At 71.0% G+C, this 15540-nt stretch carries 15 protein-coding genes and 2 pseudogenes; 16 read left to right on the forward strand and 1 reads right to left on the reverse strand.

Annotated elements, in window-relative coordinates:
- The first annotated feature begins 19 nt into the window (after positions 1–19).
- The 10 genes from E4N62_RS18575 to E4N62_RS18620 all read left to right on the forward strand — a co-directional run bounded on the left by E4N62_RS18575 (position 20) and on the right by E4N62_RS18620 (position 10328).
- On the forward strand, positions 20–1582 hold the full coding sequence (locus tag E4N62_RS18575; RefSeq protein ID WP_230215751.1) for an ATP-binding protein: 1563 nt from the start codon (positions 20–22) through the stop codon (positions 1580–1582).
- Positions 1583–1713: 131 nt separating this feature from the next.
- Positions 1714–2430 carry a hypothetical protein gene (locus tag E4N62_RS18580; RefSeq protein ID WP_230215753.1) on the forward strand — a complete coding sequence of 239 codons (717 nt, stop codon included), beginning with the start codon at positions 1714–1716 and terminating at the stop codon, positions 2428–2430.
- 36 nt (positions 2431–2466) lie between these two features.
- Positions 2467–3585, forward strand: coding sequence for a hypothetical protein (locus E4N62_RS18585; protein WP_230215755.1), 1119 nt, complete (start codon positions 2467–2469; stop codon positions 3583–3585).
- A gap of 28 nt (positions 3586–3613) precedes the next feature.
- On the forward strand, positions 3614–4312 hold the full coding sequence (locus tag E4N62_RS18590; protein WP_230215757.1) for a hypothetical protein: 699 nt from the start codon (positions 3614–3616) through the stop codon (positions 4310–4312).
- A 39-nt stretch (positions 4313–4351) separates the two neighbouring features.
- Positions 4352–5041, forward strand: a complete 690-nt coding sequence (locus tag E4N62_RS18595) for a hypothetical protein (protein WP_230215760.1) — start codon at positions 4352–4354, stop codon at positions 5039–5041.
- 27 nt (positions 5042–5068) lie between these two features.
- Positions 5069–5830 carry a hypothetical protein gene (locus E4N62_RS18600; protein WP_230215762.1) on the forward strand — a complete coding sequence of 254 codons (762 nt, stop codon included), beginning with the start codon at positions 5069–5071 and terminating at the stop codon, positions 5828–5830.
- Positions 5831–5873: 43 nt separating this feature from the next.
- Positions 5874–6371: a hypothetical protein gene (locus E4N62_RS18605; RefSeq protein WP_230215764.1), complete on the forward strand. Its 498-nt coding sequence runs from the start codon at positions 5874–5876 to the stop codon at positions 6369–6371.
- 109 nt (positions 6372–6480) lie between these two features.
- On the forward strand, positions 6481–7245 hold the full coding sequence (locus tag E4N62_RS18610) for a hypothetical protein (protein ID WP_230216342.1): 765 nt from the start codon (positions 6481–6483) through the stop codon (positions 7243–7245).
- Positions 7246–7464: 219 nt separating this feature from the next.
- The gene (locus tag E4N62_RS18615; RefSeq protein WP_230215766.1) at positions 7465–9249 is read left to right on the forward strand and encodes a type IV secretory system conjugative DNA transfer family protein; all 1785 of its coding nucleotides are present in this window, start codon (positions 7465–7467) and stop codon (positions 9247–9249) included.
- Positions 9246–10328: a hypothetical protein gene (locus tag E4N62_RS18620; protein ID WP_230215768.1), complete on the forward strand. Its 1083-nt coding sequence runs from the start codon at positions 9246–9248 to the stop codon at positions 10326–10328. The genes E4N62_RS18615 and E4N62_RS18620 overlap by 4 nt, the downstream gene beginning before the upstream one ends.
- Before the next feature lie 257 nt (positions 10329–10585).
- On the opposite strand, the gene E4N62_RS18625 is transcribed toward E4N62_RS18620, so the two are convergent.
- A complete protein-coding gene (locus E4N62_RS18625; protein ID WP_230215770.1) occupies positions 10586–11074 on the reverse strand; it encodes an N-acetyltransferase in 489 nt (162 codons plus the stop codon).
- 153 nt (positions 11075–11227) lie between these two features.
- Between E4N62_RS18625 and E4N62_RS18630 the strand changes: the two genes are divergently transcribed.
- The 6 genes and pseudogenes from E4N62_RS18630 to E4N62_RS18655 all read left to right on the forward strand — a co-directional run bounded on the left by E4N62_RS18630 (position 11228) and on the right by E4N62_RS18655 (position 15540).
- Positions 11228–11371 (forward strand): hypothetical protein, encoded by a 144-nt coding sequence (locus E4N62_RS18630; RefSeq protein WP_230215772.1) that lies wholly within the window; start codon positions 11228–11230, stop codon positions 11369–11371.
- 48 nt (positions 11372–11419) lie between these two features.
- Positions 11420–11656: a hypothetical protein gene (locus E4N62_RS18635; RefSeq protein WP_230215774.1), complete on the forward strand. Its 237-nt coding sequence runs from the start codon at positions 11420–11422 to the stop codon at positions 11654–11656.
- Entirely contained in the window at positions 11653–13269 is a 1617-nt protein-coding gene (locus tag E4N62_RS18640; RefSeq protein WP_230215776.1) for a DnaB-like helicase N-terminal domain-containing protein, read from the forward strand. The genes E4N62_RS18635 and E4N62_RS18640 overlap by 4 nt, the downstream gene beginning before the upstream one ends.
- A gap of 243 nt (positions 13270–13512) precedes the next feature.
- Positions 13513–13680 (forward strand): annotated as a pseudogene (locus E4N62_RS48040) (DNA methyltransferase); the annotation flags it as partial.
- Between the two features lie 121 nt (positions 13681–13801).
- Positions 13802–14695: pseudogene (locus E4N62_RS49485) on the forward strand (DNA cytosine methyltransferase); the annotation flags it as partial.
- A 200-nt stretch (positions 14696–14895) separates the two neighbouring features.
- The gene (locus E4N62_RS18655; RefSeq protein ID WP_230215780.1) at positions 14896–15540 is read left to right on the forward strand and encodes a DUF4913 domain-containing protein; all 645 of its coding nucleotides are present in this window, start codon (positions 14896–14898) and stop codon (positions 15538–15540) included.

The raw sequence follows: 15540 nt of genomic DNA on the forward strand, positions 1-15540 counted from the left end.
CCGAGGAGTTCCTGCCCCCATGGCGATTCGTACGCGCGCCAGCGCCAGCCCTCTGTTCACCCCGCGCAAGGTCAGCCGCGCCACCGCCCGTGCCGCGCGGGAGGAGTTCGCCGCCGCCCGCCACACCGCCCGCTACGCGGCCCGGCCCGAGACCCGCCCCACTGCTCCCGGTGCCGACCCGGACCTGCGGGCCACCTACCCCGTCTCGGGAAGGCCGGGCGCCGCCTCCGCCCGAGGCGGCCTCCTCAAACTGCCCGCACACCGGATGACGACGGCCACCGCCAGTGGCGCGTACCCCTTCCTCGCCGAGGGCGGACTCGGCGCCCAGGGCATCTACATCGGCCGCGATGTCCACGCCGAAGCCGCGTTCACCTACGACCCGTTCGCCTTGTACGGGCGGCTGGAGGGCTTCACCAACCCGAACATCCTGCTGGCCGGAATCATCGGCATGGGCAAGTCCGCCCTCGCCAAGTCCCTCGCAGTACGCGCCGTCGCCTTCGGCTACCGCATCTACGTCCCCTGCGATCCCAAGGGCGAGTGGACAGCCGTCGCCCAGGCCCTCGGCGGCAGCACCATCGCCCTCGGCCCTGGCCTCCCGGGACGGTTGAACCCGCTCGACGCCCCTGCGAAGCCGTACGGCATCAGCGAGCAGGACTGGAAGGGCGAGGTCCGCAAGCGACGCTTGCTGCTGCTCGGTTCCCTCGCCCGTACCGTCCTGCGCCGCGATCTGCACCCGATGGAGCACACCGCGCTCGACGTCGCCCTCGACCAGGTCGTCGCTGCCGCCGAGGCCACCGGCGCCACGCCACTGCTCGGCGACGTCGCCCACGTCCTGGGCAAACCGGCACGGCTCGACACGGCCACCGGCGAGCTGTCCGGGCGGCTGGGCCAGGCCGCCGAAGACCTCGCGCACGCCCTGCGCCGCCTCGTCCACGGTGACTTGGCCGGCATGTTCGACGCCCCCTCCACCGTCACCTTCGACCCGGCCGCACCGATGCTGTCCATCGACCTCTCCCGGCTCGGCGGCGCCGGCGACGACACCGCCCTCGTCCTCGCCATGACCTGTGCCTCAGCGTGGATGGAGGCCGCCCTCGCCGACCCCACCGGCGGCAGGCGCTGGGTGATCTACGACGAAGCCTGGCGCGTCATGCGGCACGTCGCCCTGCTGGAGCGCATGCAGTCGCAGTGGAAGCTCTCCCGAGGACTCGGCATCGCCAACCTGATGGTGATCCACCGGCTGTCCGACCTGCTGACCGCGGGCGACGCCGGATCGCGGGGCCGAGCACTCGCCGAGGGCCTGCTGACCGACTGCTCCACACGGATCATCTACCGCCAGGAAGCAGACCAACTCGCCACCGCCGCCACCCTCCTGGGCCTGACCGGCGTCGAGACCCAAGCCGTCTCCGCCCTCACCAAGGGACGCGGCCTGTGGAAGGTGGCGGGCCGGTCTTTCATCACCCAGCACCTTCTTCATCCGCGCGAGCGCGAACTCTTCGACACGGACGCCCGGATGCATGCAGACCCCCCTGGGTTCACTGCAACTGAAGGTTTGTCAGCTATGTCCGCGCCCCGCGCCCGCTGAGCGGCGCCCCGTCGGCTCCCTACCGCACATTCCCGGCCTCACCAAACACTTCCAGGCCCGGATCCTCGGCCACACCCCCTCACGCCACGCATCCGCGCCGAACCGCCCGCCACGCCACAGAAGGCCAACGCATGCCCGAGCCCATCCCCGCCATCCATATCGCCCGCGGTCCCACCAGCGGCGTCACCGCAGAAGGCGGTGACGCATTCGCCGCCACGCTTCTGGAACGGGCCGGATTCATCCCCCAGTCCTCGATCCGCCAGTCCTGGTACCGGCTCCACTACGACATGGGCGAGGACTACGAGAACGAAAAGGCCACCTTCGCCTACGAGATGCTCACCGCCGCCCGCTACCCGGTGGTCATCGACCCGGCACTGCGCCTACGCAATGACGGCACCGGCACGCCGCCCCTCGTCGTCACTGACGACGCCTACAACCAGACCTTGAGCACGCTGATCGACGAGATCGTCCACACCGACGAAGCCGTCGAGGTCGCCGCCCTCCTCTACGTCCTCACCGACGAAAAGATCGGCATGCTGCCCGCACTCCGCGAAGTGGTGGAGAAGGCCGGCTTCTGGGTCGACGGCCTCGGCACCCCGCCGCTGGCGGAGCGGCTGCACGAGGCCAATCGCGCACTGCTCGACGCCACCGTCGGTATCCATCACACCGCCGACGAGCTGCTAGCCCTCCCCGAAGACCGCCAGCACCGTCCTGATCCCCAGTGGCTCCTGCGCATCCAGGCCGCCCAGGCGCGGACGGCCACGGGCCATGCCCCAGCCAGTCCCGGCTCCGACGAGACCGAGCCGCCGCCTCCGGCCACCCCGCAGCCACCGCGCCGTACGCGCTGAACTCCTGCCCCTCCCTGATCGAACGGAGACCCACCTGTGCCGGACTCCGACTCCGCTTTGCACGTCACCATCGCCCGCGACCGGAAGACCGGGCATGTCACCGCCCGCGGAGGTGACCACTTCGCTTCCGCGCTGTTGCAGCACTCCGCCGGGTTCCTGCCCGTCGGGCAACGACGAGACTCTTCGCCGTACGCCCCGCTGCCCGCGTACCACCGGCTCCCCGCCGGCCTCACCGACTGGCGCGAACAGCAGCACCAAGCCTCGCTCGCCGCCGCTGTGCTGGCCCGCATCGCCTACCGGCCCGGCCTCGCCCCGGACCTGGACGCCCCCGTGACCGACGATCCGTTCCGGGAACCGTTGAGCTGGACGTTCTCCGATCTCGGTACACGGATCGACCGGTGCGAGCACACCAGCGACGTCGCGCGGCTGCTCCGCGAGTTCACCGAGCCCGCCGACGGCATCCTCCCCCACACGGTGCAGGTCCTGCACTCAGCCTCGCGCTGGTGGCAGGGCCTCGGCGGCGACGCGGATCACCGGCGCGCTGACCGCCTCGAACGCATCGCGAAGACCCTCGCCTCTCACACGCGCACGGCCCACGACCTGGCCAATCGGCTCGAAGCACGCAACGCCCACCATCCCTACCGCAGCCCCGTACCCGGCCCGCACTCCTCACTCCCGGAGCTGCGCACCACCAGCGTCCCGCCCACGCTGCGCACGCCAGTGGTCTCGGCCCTGGCTGATGTCAACAACCAGATCGAGCAGGCCCCGCACACCCGCGATGTCGCCTGGCTGCTGGCGGACATCACTGTGCCCCAGCTCGGCGTGCTGGACTCCGCCGTCGCCAACCTTCAGACCGCAGCGAGCTGGTGGCAAGGACTCGGGACACTGCCCGACCACGGGTACAGCGACCAGCTGGGTGATCTCGCCACCGACCTGGGTGCCTACGCCCGGGAGCTGAACAAGCTGCGCGGCCACCTGGCCGACCGGCACCTCGCCCACCCGCACCGTGGCGCCCGCGCCACCACCGGATCCGAGAGGGCTCGTGCCGCCAGCGCGCCGTCACCTGGACGGCAACGCGTGGCCGAGCCATCCGCCAACGTCCTGGCGGTCTCCGCCCCGCCGACCTCCGCACCGACCCAGCCGCGCGGCCGCTGACCTTCCCGACGCCAGAAGAGACACCCTCATGGACGACCCGCACATAGTCATCGGCCACCACCCGGACCTGGGGATTGTGGCCGCCAACCGGCACAACACCCCTGTCATCGACCACGTTCTGCGGCGCGTGGGCTTTGAGCCCGTTCCCGGCCGCCGCCAGTTGTACGCGCTGGCCGAGCCCGAACGGGACGGGATCCGCCGCACCCGCCAGGCCGTGCAGAGCCTGCGCATCGTGCGCTACCAAGTCGCTGTCGACGCTGATCTCGAGCCCGACCCGCTGCCACCCCGGCCCTCCCAGAACCGCCACCGCGATCCCGCCGAGGCTCTGTCTGAGCCGTACGCACACGCTCGCGCCCTCGCCTCCGACATCACCTCCGGCCGCCTGGTCGTCCTCGACCAACTGCGGGATGCAGAAGGCACCTTGCGCTGCGTCGGTACCTACCCCGCGACGGGCGAAGGCGTCCTGCTCTACGGCGAGGGCGACCTGCGGTACGTCGAGACCCGGCTCGCGGATACCGACCGTGCACTCGCGGCCTTCGCCTACGTCCGCGGCAACGGCCGCCCCGTGCCGCCACCGGAGCCGCGAGCACGGGCAGCCACCGCGGTCTCTCCCGCCCGCTCGACCCTGCGCCACCGGGTCCGTGCGGCCACCGACACCCCGGCCAGCCGCCCCTTGGCCGCACCACCGGCTACCGGACTGCGGGCGCCAGGGCACCGCTCCCGCTGATCAGCACCCCCGTTCCCCGAACCCCAGGAGCACACTGCGATGGCAAACGAACCCGACATCGCCTTCGGTCTTCACCCCCAACTCGGAACCGTGGCAGCCGTCTCCGACGGACTGCCGCAAGCCGAAGCCGCACTGCACGCCGCAGGGTTCGACCACCACAAGGAGCTGGACATCTTCGTCCTCGCCGACGGTGCCGATCGCCGCGCGATGGTTCAGCTCATCCGTGACCTGCAAGCCATCGGGTACACCGTCGCCGCCGACCCCCATCTGCAGGAGCCGCCGCAGGTTTACAGCATCCGCGCGCTGACATCCCGGATCATTCAGGCGCAGCGTCCGACCGATGTCGCCGACGTCTTCGACGACCTCCTGGACGATCGGGGCGGCGCCATCCCGGAGTTGCACCAGCTGCTGGAGACCACCGCCGAGTGGTGCGAGCGGCGCCTCGGCGATGAGGGCACCGACCTCGCCCGTATCTGCCGGCGCCTTGGCCACAAAATCGCCGAGCTGAGCGTAGACCTCGGTTTCACCGGCGCCGACTTCCTCGACCTCGACAGCCCGCTGCCACCGCGGCCGACGACCACGGCGCCTTCCCAGCAGAACAGCCGGGCTCGCGCCGCCGCCACCGCCTCTCCCGCGCACTCCGCCACTTCCCGGCCTGCGACAGCCAACAGTCCCGCGCCGTACCACTCGCCCCAGGCTCCCTCTGCCTCGCCCACCCCCAGCCGATAACAGCCCCCTATATAAGGAGCGCGTTCCGTGCGCCTCGAACCCCACATTTCCATCGGCCCTCATCCCGACCTCGGTGTCGTCGCCGAAGTCGCCGCCGGCAACCCCCATACCGAGCAGGTCCTGCGCAAGCACCACTTCCGCCAACACCCGGAATCGGGGCTGTACTTCCTGCCGAGCGACGCCCCGTACAACCGGGTCCTGCGTGCGGTGACCGGTGCCGCTCGCGTTCTGCAAGACGCGGGTCTGTCGGTGGCAACCGACCCGCGCCTCATGGTGCCCCCGCCCGTCCCGCGGTCTTCCGGCGCGCCCGCGCGGAAGGCCGTCCCGGCGCAGTCGCTGACCGCGCTGACCGCCGAGCTGCACACGGTCGACCGTGCGATGGATGCCGCCGAGATCCTGCAGGAGCTGCTGGACGAAGACTTCGGCGCCATGAGCGAACTGGAACAGCTCATCAGCACCACGGCCACGTGGTGCGAGCGCCTGGACACCGACGCCGGGCACGAGCTCGGCTCCCGGCTGCGCACCATCGCCAACCATGTGGCCTTCCTCGGCGACCGGATCGCCGACGTCGAAGGCGACCTGGCGGTCATGCCGGAGGTGATCCCCGCCAGCGCCCCACCGCTGGCTGCCACTCCCGCCCGCCCACACGAAGACCTCCTGCCCAGGTACGGGGCTCGCGCCCAGGCGGCCGTGGCCGCCTCCCCGCACCGACCGGGCCACTCACCTACCGCTGCCACTCCGTCCTCGGCAGCCGCCCCTCCGCCGTCCGGTCCCGCTCGTACGCGCTGACCGACCCCTGCCCGTTTACCACCTCGCGAAGGAGTACACCCCCATGGCCGTCAAGACGAAGTGGACCCTCGAACACGCGTGCGGTCACACCAAGATCGTCGATCTGTCTGACCGTCCAGCCGACCGCCGCGCCGGCTACGCCCGTTGGCTGGCCGGACGCGCGTGCTCTGACTGCTGGATGGCCAGTCGCGACAACGACGCCGAGGAGAAGGCGACGTGGCTGAAGAACAAGCGTGCCGAGGAGCAGGCCGAGGCCGACGCCTGGGCCGAGCAGTACCGGATGCTGGCGCTCGACGGGACCGACCGAGCGGTGGCCTGGGGCAGCCGATGCCGTCACCAGTTGATGTCCGCTGCCTACAGCGCCCTCGTGCTGGAAGGCGACACCACGGAGTCCGAGTGGGAGGCAGTCGAAGACGCTGCCCGCACTGTGACACGGGCCGGGTGGTGGCTCGATCAGAGGGAGGCCGAGCCCGCTGACCTGCCCGAGCTTCTTCAGGCCGCCGCCAACGACGACCGGTCCACCGAGAACCCGTACGCGTAGCGCTCGGCGCCGGATCTCCTATCACGCCAGTCCGGCCGGGCCAAGCGCCCCATTCCCCGGATCCTGCGTTTCCCACCCACGTGCATGTCCTTCGACCGAAAGAACCGCTGTGCCTGAACCTCTGATCACTATCGCCATCAAGCCCAGCGGCCGGGTCAGCGCCCGCGGCGCCGACGCCCTGGCCGCCACCCTGCTGCGGCGGGCCGGATTCACCGAGATCAACGACTGGCACGGTCTGCGCCACCGGATGCCGTTGGCCAGCTCGAGCGACGAGCGCGCGGCCGTCGCCGGGTACGCGGCGCAGATGCTTCGGGCAGCCCGCTACCGGGTCGACATAGACCCACAGCTGGACCCCGATCCGCCCCAGGCACCCACTCCCACCGATCCCCTCGGGCGCTACGCCGTCGGCCGTGCGGTGCTCGACCTGACCGACCAGCTCAACGCCGCCGCCACCGCCGGACAGGCGGCCGACGCTCTGGACCAGATCCTCGATCCTGCCGACGGCGTCCTGATCCGCCTTCAGGAAACTCTGGAAGCTGCGGCCGAGAAGTGCAACGACGTCGACGAAGACGGCAACAGCTTCGAATTGAGCGACCGTTTCACCGCCGCATCCGAGCAGCTGACTCAAATCGGCCACGATCTCGACAGCGCCGCCTTCAACTTCCGCGCCTTGGAACCGGCCGCACCGACCCAGCAATCTGAGGAGCGGAGTCGGCAGGCCCAGGTCGCCACCTACGGCGGGACGGCCGTCACCACCGCTGCCCGCGCCACGTCACCGGCCACCCGCGACGCCCCCGCCAGCGGTAGGCAAGGAGCCGCCCCAAGCAGCACCGTTGCGCAGCCGGGTCCTGAGCCCACCCGTCGCGCCCGCTGACCTCCCCGGCCCCTTTCGTGAACGGCCCCGCTGCTGCCCCGGTCTCATCCCGAGCCGCTGCCGCCCGCGCCCTCTCCACGACAGCCGCAATCACACCGCACGCCGCTTCCACTCCAGCCGCCGCCCCCGCCCCGATCCGCTGAGGAGCCCTCGATGAACGCCAGAAGAACCCCCGCCTGCAGCCCTCCTCCCTCGTTGTCACCGTTCCCGGAGTCCCTTGTGCCATCCGCGCGTTCACGCACGCCCTCGACCACCACCGGAACCGACGCCCTCCTCTATCTCCTGCTCGCCCTCGCCGGACTCGGCTTCGTCGGCGGTTCGCTGGCCTGGCTGTGCGGCAATCTCGCCGTCGTCGTTACGAGTTCGGGCCGATGGTCCGTCTACGAGCCCGCGACTGCGCTGTTCCATCCCGAGCAGCTCTGGCCTCACCTTCCCCGCCTGACGGTCGTCACCGCTTGCTACGTGCTGCCCGGCCTGGTGCTCCTGCTCACCGCCGCCGTCGGCGCGAAACTCTGGCTGCGGCTGCGCGGCAACCCCCAGGGCCTGGCGGACCAGCGTGATCTCTCCGGGCTGCTGCCCAAGGAGATCAGCGCGAAAGCCAGGGATCTCCGGCCCAGTCTGAAAGGCACGAACGTCAAGCAGATCGCGCCCGACGACCGGGGCGTCCTGCTCGGCACCCTGAATCCCGGCAACAAGGAGATACGTTCCTCCTGGGAGGATGTCCTCCTGGCGATCATGGCTCCGCGATCGGGCAAAACGTCCGGACTCGCCATCCCGGTCATCCTCCGCGCCCCCGGCCCGGTACTGCTGACCTCGAACAAGGCTGCCCGCGACGCCTACACCGCCACTCTCGACGCCCGCGCCGAAGTCGGCACCGTGTGGACGCTGGACCCGCAGCAGATCGCGCACGCCCCGCGGGAAGTGTGGTGGGACATCCTCGCCGACGCCCATGACCTCGCCGGCGCCCGGCGTCTGGCCGGACACTTCGTCACCGCGAGCGTGGACGAGTCCTCCCAGGGCGACTTCTGGTCGACGGCCGCCGCCAACACCCTCACAGCGCTGTTCCTGGCCGCGGCCCGCGACCGGCGGCCCATCACCGACGTACTCGCCTGGCTCGCCTCACCGGCCGACCGCACGCCCGTCGATGTCCTGGTCGACGCAGGTCTCGACGCGGTCGCCGCCCAGCTGCAGGGCACCGTCGCCGGCGCCGTCGAGACCCGCGACGGCATCTTCGAAACGGCCCGCCAGTACGCCGCCTGCCTCCTCGACCCCGGCATCGCCGCCTGGGTCACCCCCGCCCCGGACCTGCCCGAATTCAGGCCGGAGGCGTTCGCCACCAGCCGCGACACGCTGTTCCTGCTCTCCAAGGACGGCGGAGGATCAGCCTCGGCGATCATCGCCGCAGCCGCCGACGCCGTGATGCGCGCGGCTGTCATCCAGGCCGAACGTGATGGCGGACGTCTCGACCCGCCGCTTCTCGCGATCCTCGATGAGGCCGCCAACGTCTGCAAGATCCAGGACCTGCCCGACCTGTACTCCCACCTCGGCTCCCGGGGCGTCATCCCCATCACCATTCTGCAGTCCTACCGCCAAGGCGTACGCGTATGGGGCGAGGCCGGGATGGATGCCCTGTGGTCGGCGGCCACCGTCAAGTTGATCGGCTCCGGCATCGACGACGCCGACTTCGCGGACAAGCTCTCGCGCCTGGTGGGCGACCACGACGTGCAGACCGTCTCCGTCTCCCACAGCGAGTCGGGCAAGTCCAGGTCGGTGTCGATGCGGCAGGAGCGGATCCTTCCGGCCGACGCGATCCGGGCCCTGCCCAAGGGCACCGCACTGCTGCTGGCCACCGGCATCCGCCCGGCGCTGCTGAACCTCAAGCCCTGGTACAAGGAGCCGAACGCCGGTCCCCTCGGCGCCGCGTCCTCCCGTGCGACCAAGGCGATCACCAAGCGCGCCCTCGCGAAGTCCTTGGGCCGTGACGACCTCGGGACTGCGGCATGAGTGGCAGGAGCGTGTGGAACACGCCCGCCGCCGAACGGGTGGCCGCTCTGCGCGAGCAGTATGCCGCCGCCGGGGAACCGGACGCCGGCCTGTCGGACCTGGAGGTGCTCAACGCGGCCTACGAGTCGGTACTGCGCGAGCAGATCGACACCCGCGACCGCTACATGGGCCTGCTCACCGGGCGGCGCAAGCACGACGACGCCGTACGGGACACCGTAGCCCGCGACCTCACGGGCCAGGCCGAGCGCTACGCCCGCGCCGCTGTCTCCCGGCACATGAGCCCGTACCACGGTCTGCTGAACCGCATCGAAAGCCTTCCCGATCGTCCCGGCGCACGGCAGATGGAGAGCCTTCGCCGGGCCGCCGAGATGGTGCGGCACGAGCTGAGCTACGCCCCGGAACGTCCGGAAGAACTCCTGGATCCCGAAGGCGCCCGCCACACGCTGCGCACCCTGCGCCACGTCGTCGGCGTCCTCGACGAGCGGGAGGGGCTGAACGGCGACGACGTGCTGCGGCTGGTCAAGAACGCGCTCAGCGACGAAGCCCCGACCGACCTGTTCGCGGTCGCCGACCGGGGCACCGCCAAACCGACCCCACCGCCGTCGGCCCCGCCCTTCGTCGGACCGGACTGGGCCGACCTCGGCGGCTTCTGGGCCTTCCAGCCCGGCGTCTCCGGCGCCCATGTGAAGGTGTTCCCGGTCGGCGAGGACTGGTACCTGGACCTGTGGTCGGACCGCGGCCAGATGCTCGCCTTCGGCACCGTCACCGAAACCGAGGTCGCCGCCCTCGCCCCGGCCCTCGTCGCCCGCGCCGACGACTGGGCCCGCGACCGGTCCGAGTACGCCTGGCGCCGCTTCGCCGACACCGCCCAAGCCACCCGCACCACCAGCCGTCGGCCCGACCGCTCCGAGCTGCCAGCCCCGGCGCCAGAGCGAGCACCGCAGCCCAGCGACCCCCAAGTCCGTGCGGCCACCGCGACCTCTCCCGCCCGTCCGCCCAGCGTCATCGCGACCAGCCCCGCCCCCGCGTTGGCCGGTGCACACCCGACGCCGCCTGCCGCGCCCCGCCGTAGCCGGTAACCCGGCGCCGCGCTGTCTCACCCATCCTCCCTGCGCTCAGAAGGACTTCCGCATGTCTCGTTCCAACCCGGACACCGCTCGACGCCACAATCCCGTCCAGCACTCAACGGGTACCGTCTCCGAGCCCAACGGGGCGGCCTGGGTAGGCCGTTCCGGCCCCTCCGGTTCGCTGGCGCTGCGGGTGCGCCCGCTCGGCGCCGGGGTTCAATCGAGCAGCCTGTCGGTCCTGGCCGCCGAAGGCCACCTGCCCAAGCTCCCTAAGCGAGTTCCTTGCGCATCAACGTACACATCGTTTCGTAGCGGCGCAGTGATCCATCTGGGGCCCGTTCGTCCCACGAGTCCATCTGACGGCCGTATGCGACATAGCCCAGGCGTTCGTATAGCGCCCGCGCCCGGGGGTTGTTCTCCTCCACACTTAGCTCGGCCTCGCGCAGACCGCGGTCCCTGATCCGCCGTTCTGCCGCTTCGACAAGGAACGTGCCGATCCCGCACGACTGCAATGCGGGGTGGACCGCCAGTTGCCACAGAGTGCCGACGCCCTCCTTGACCTGGTAGTCGACGCCCCCCTTCGCAACAGGAATGTCCGTTGGAGGGCAGACCGCGAGGTAGTCGACCTCACCGACCTTGGCCCGCTCCAACTGCTTCGCAACGCTGGCCAAGTGGAGGTCAGACCCTGACCACCCGCACGACGCCAGGTCCGCATGCACCAAATCCCGCGCGGACAGCTTCAACACAACGTTGATCATCTTCAGCCTCCGGCCAGCCAGCATCCATGCCAATCACACGGGACGCAACGCTGTTTCCTCAGCCCGAACCCTGGCTGTCCACGATCCCAAGGCCCCTCGGCACTCGCTGGTGCCGCTGGACCAGGCCCCGATGGATCACGTCACGGCCCGCGAGTGGCCGAGTGCCAGGCCGACCTCGACGAAGCGACGGCCGATGTGGAGCTTGCGCTCGAACAGGGCTCGGCGGAGGGCTGCTCGCCCTGGTCCCCCTGCCGCTCCGGCTCACCGGTCGCCGACGACTTCGACGTCGCCGCGTAGCGCCCGCCCTTTCCTTCTGCTCTTTCGTTCTTCTCCGTCAGGAGCGTCATGTCCCCGCATACCCCGGTGTCTTCCTCCCTCCGCACCACCGAGCGCCTGGCCGGCACGCCGGCCGTTCGGCGCGGCGGTCACTGGTGGCTGGTCGCCCCCACCGGCTCGCTGCTCGCCGGCGACCCGGCCTTCACGGGCGAACTGGATCAGTTCGCCGCTGATTTGGCCGCAGCCGACCAAGCCGTCGCCGAGGTCGTTGCCGCACGCAATGCGCAGCACGAGGCTCGGCGATGAGGCCGCTGCTCCAGGCTGAGCAGGCGGTCCTCGGCGCCGTGCTGCTCAACCCGGGTCAGCTGCCCCGCCTGTCGGGGTGGCTGCGGCCCGCTCACTTCTACCGGCCGCACCATGCCGCCCTGTACGCCGCACTGCTCAAACTCCACGCCGACGGACATCCCGGTGCGACCCCACAACCGGCCGCACCCACCGTAGGGGACCGGAGGCAAGGGGCTTGGCCGACTGCTCCCGCCCCGGGTGCGGACGAGCGGCTCGCGTGGATGGATGCCGCCATCGCCGAAGTGAACTCCACCGGGGTCCGGGGTCTGACCGCGGTCTACTTGCACACGCTCATCGCCGCCTGCCCGCGCCCGGCGCACGCACCGGTCTACGGGCGCATGGTGCTGGAGGGCGCCATCCACCGTACGGTCGCCGCGCACGCCACCCGTCTGCACCAGATGGCCCGCGCCGACGCCGTACGTGGCAGCGCCGAGGACACCCTGCACTACGCCCAGGTCCTCACCGACGTCCTGAGCGATCTCGCCCGGCGCTGGGGCACCGACCCCCGCCCCATGGCTCCGCCCACGCCGCTGCCCCAGCCTGCCGCCGCGAACCAGGCGCCGGTCTCCGAGGAACTGCTCGCCGACGAGGAGTACCTGCTGGCCGTACTCACCGCGCACCCGGACGCGCTCGGCGAGCTGGTGGGCTGGCTGCGGCCGGAGGACTTCGCCAACCCGGGGCACGGCCGGATCTACCGCTGTCTGGGCGCCCTGCACCACCGGGGCGAGCCGGTCGACGAGGTCACCGTCTTGTGGGAGGCCCAGCGGCGCGGCGTTCTGGCCGACGGCACGCTCACCGCCGAGGACGTCCTGCGCCTGTGCGACTCCAAGTCGCCGGCCGGTATCGCCGACTACCTCGGTGAGCAGGTCGTACGAGCCGCCCTCGTCCGTACCGCCGCCGACGCGGCCCGGCAGGTGCGGGCGCTCGCCGACGACGAGTCCCTCGCTCCCGGCCGTCTCATCGGCTACGCCCTCCACGCTCTCAGCCCGCTGGAGGACATCCGCCGCCGCTGGCGGGCCGCCGCCGGCGCACCCGAAGCAGCCTCCACACCGCCCCCTGCGCCGCAGCCGACGGAGCGCGTTCCCTCATCCCGTACCGACGCCGCCCGCGCCCGCAGTCGGCCACACCCACCCCGTCACCCAACACGCGTACCAGTGCTCCCTCTCCTGCTTCCCCGTCCGTTCGTCCCGCCGGAGCCCCTCGTGACCCGATCGTCCCCACCCCGCCCATCCCGACTGCCGCCGACGCCCGCACGATGTCCGCCCTGGCCAAGGAGTTCACCGCCGCCCGTCGACGCCTCGACCAGTCACGTCAGACCGGTGACGGCCTGCCCAGTCTCACGGCCACCGCCAACCAGCTTCAGTCTCTCGGCCTCCTCATCAACTACCTCACCGACGAGGTGCTGTTCCGCGTCGCCGAACCGGGCCATCGCACCCCTCAGCAGCGACGGGCTGTCAGCATTCTGGCGACCGTCACGACCCCGGCCGCGCGGGCCGTGGAGTATCTCGCCGAGGCACACGGCCAGTTGGGGTTCCTCCATCAGTACGCGGACGGCCCAGCCACGCCCATCCTGACCGACATGCGGAACTCGGCCGTCGAGGTGATCCACGATCGCCTCGATGAGGCCAGGGCCTCACTTCAAGATGCTTCTGACGCACTGAACTTGGAGGCCGACCGATCCGGCGCTCTGGTGTCCCGGGCAGCTGCCGCCCGTGGCCGGACCACCGTGCGCAACGCTCCCACCGCCAGCTCCATACCCCCGGAAGCTGCGCCACCCCCTCCGGGGACCGGGCCTGTGCACGTGAACGGGCGCTGAGGTGCCCGTTCCCACAGCTCCGCTGATCGGCAGCCTGTGTTCCGGCTACGGCGGTCTGGATCTCGGTGTCCAGGCTGCCCTCGGCGGCACCCTGGCCTGGCACGCCGAGATCAACCCCGATGCCGCCCGCGTCCTCGCCCGGCACTGGCCCGGTGTGCCGAACCTCGGCGACATCACCGCCGTCGACTGGGCCACCGTGCCCCGGGTGTGCGTGCTGACGGCGGGCTTCCCCTGTCAAAGACGTCTCGGTCGCCGGCCGCCGCGCCGGACTCGCCGAAGGCACCCGCTCCGGGCTGTGGCACCACGTAGCCCACGCCATCTCCGTCCTCAACCCCTGCCTGGTGGTGATCGAAAACGTCCGCGGACTCCTCTCCTCCTCCGCCGGTCCCCCTGGCGACCTGGAACCCTGCACGTGGTGTCTGGGAAACACCCCAGGTCAGCCTGTTGTGCGGGCACTCGGTGCCGTACTCGGATCCCTGGCCGACCTCGGGTTCGATGCGCGCTGGCGCGTGCTGCGTGCCTCCGACGTCGGCGCACCTCACCGCCGCGAACGGGTCTTTCTCACCGCCTGGCCCGCCCGGCGAACGCCCACTGCTGAAGACCCCGACGAGCAATCTCGGCTCCAACGGCGGCTCCCAGCACCCGGACAAGCGCAAACAGGGCGGGCACGGCCCGAACCTGGCCGACGAGGTGGAGCATCTGCTCCTGCCGACTCCGAAGGCGTCGGACGGGATCAAGGGCTCGCCGAACCAGCGGCACGGCAACGGCGACCTCACTCTCCCCTCGGCGGCGGCCTCCCTGCTGCTGGCTCGGAGGCCCAACCGCACCAGTACGTCCGACCGGGACGTACTGAGTTCCTCGTCGGCGGAAGTGCTGCCGCTGTGGAGCGAACAGGAGACGCAGCGGCTGACGTCTGGTGGGGACCCTACGCCGCCGCCATCGCCCGCTGGGAGACGCTCACCCGCCCAGTGCCCCGTCCCACCGATGACCTGGGCCGCTTGAATCCGGCGTTCGTGGAGTGGATGCAAGGACTCCCAGCCGGCTGGGTCACCGCCACTCCCGGCCTGGGACGTCCCGCCCAGCTCACCGCACTCGGGAACGGTGTCGTCCCGCAACAAGCAACCCGCGCTTTGGAGTTGCTCGCACCCCCGCTTCGTCGCTGCGCGCGCTGCTGCATGCGGTGACGCGATCTATCGCACTTTCCCGGCCGCGCCAAATCCACATTTCTGCGGATTCTCAGGTGCGGCAGCCACACCACGCCTGAAAGGGGCCGCATGCCACCCCACAGATCTCCCTCCTTCCCTCGCCGCGGGTCCGGCCCACCGCCGGCCTGCCCCTCTTCCCTCCCCTCCACGTCCAATCCACCACCGAAGGGACGCCCTCCATGAGCGACCTCGCAGCCGACAGCGCCGACGAGCCCATACGCGTGCCCGACCACGATCTCGACGACCTCGCCGCAACCCTCGAACGGCTGATCAAGAAAACGGAAGCCCAGGGCTGGGTGCTGGAGCGGCTCAAGAGCGAGGGCTCCGACACCCACCCCTCTCCCGCTGATGCGGAAGACGGCAGTCCCGAGCAGGGGGACGGCGAGCTCCAGAGCGAGTCGGACTCGCCGCAGGAGGCGTCGGGCGACGCGGGGCAACCTGCTTCGGTATTCATCCTGGCGCTGGGCAACGACGCGTACGGCATCGAACTCGACGCCCTGGCCGCGTGGGTCAACCACCTCCTGCTGCCCGTCTACGGACGGGAGATCACCACCAGCCGCCCGTGGTGTCACCAGTGGCACGACCACCCCGAAGCCGTCGCCCGACTCCACGCCCTGTGGCTCGCCTGGCAGCAGTTCACCGACGCCGAGGCCGGACTCGCCGGCCCCTCCATCTGGCACCGCGACCACCTCGACCCCGCCTGGCTGCAGCTGCGCGCTCCGGACGGGCCGTTCGCCGCCTGCACCACCAACCCCAACCGGCCCCACCACCGGCTCCTCCCCACCCCCGCGCCCGAAGCGACCGAACTGGAACTGGCGGCCTGA

Source organism: Streptomyces sp. MNU76 (assembly GCF_020982545.1).
GTDB lineage: Bacteria > Actinomycetota > Actinomycetes > Streptomycetales > Streptomycetaceae > Streptomyces.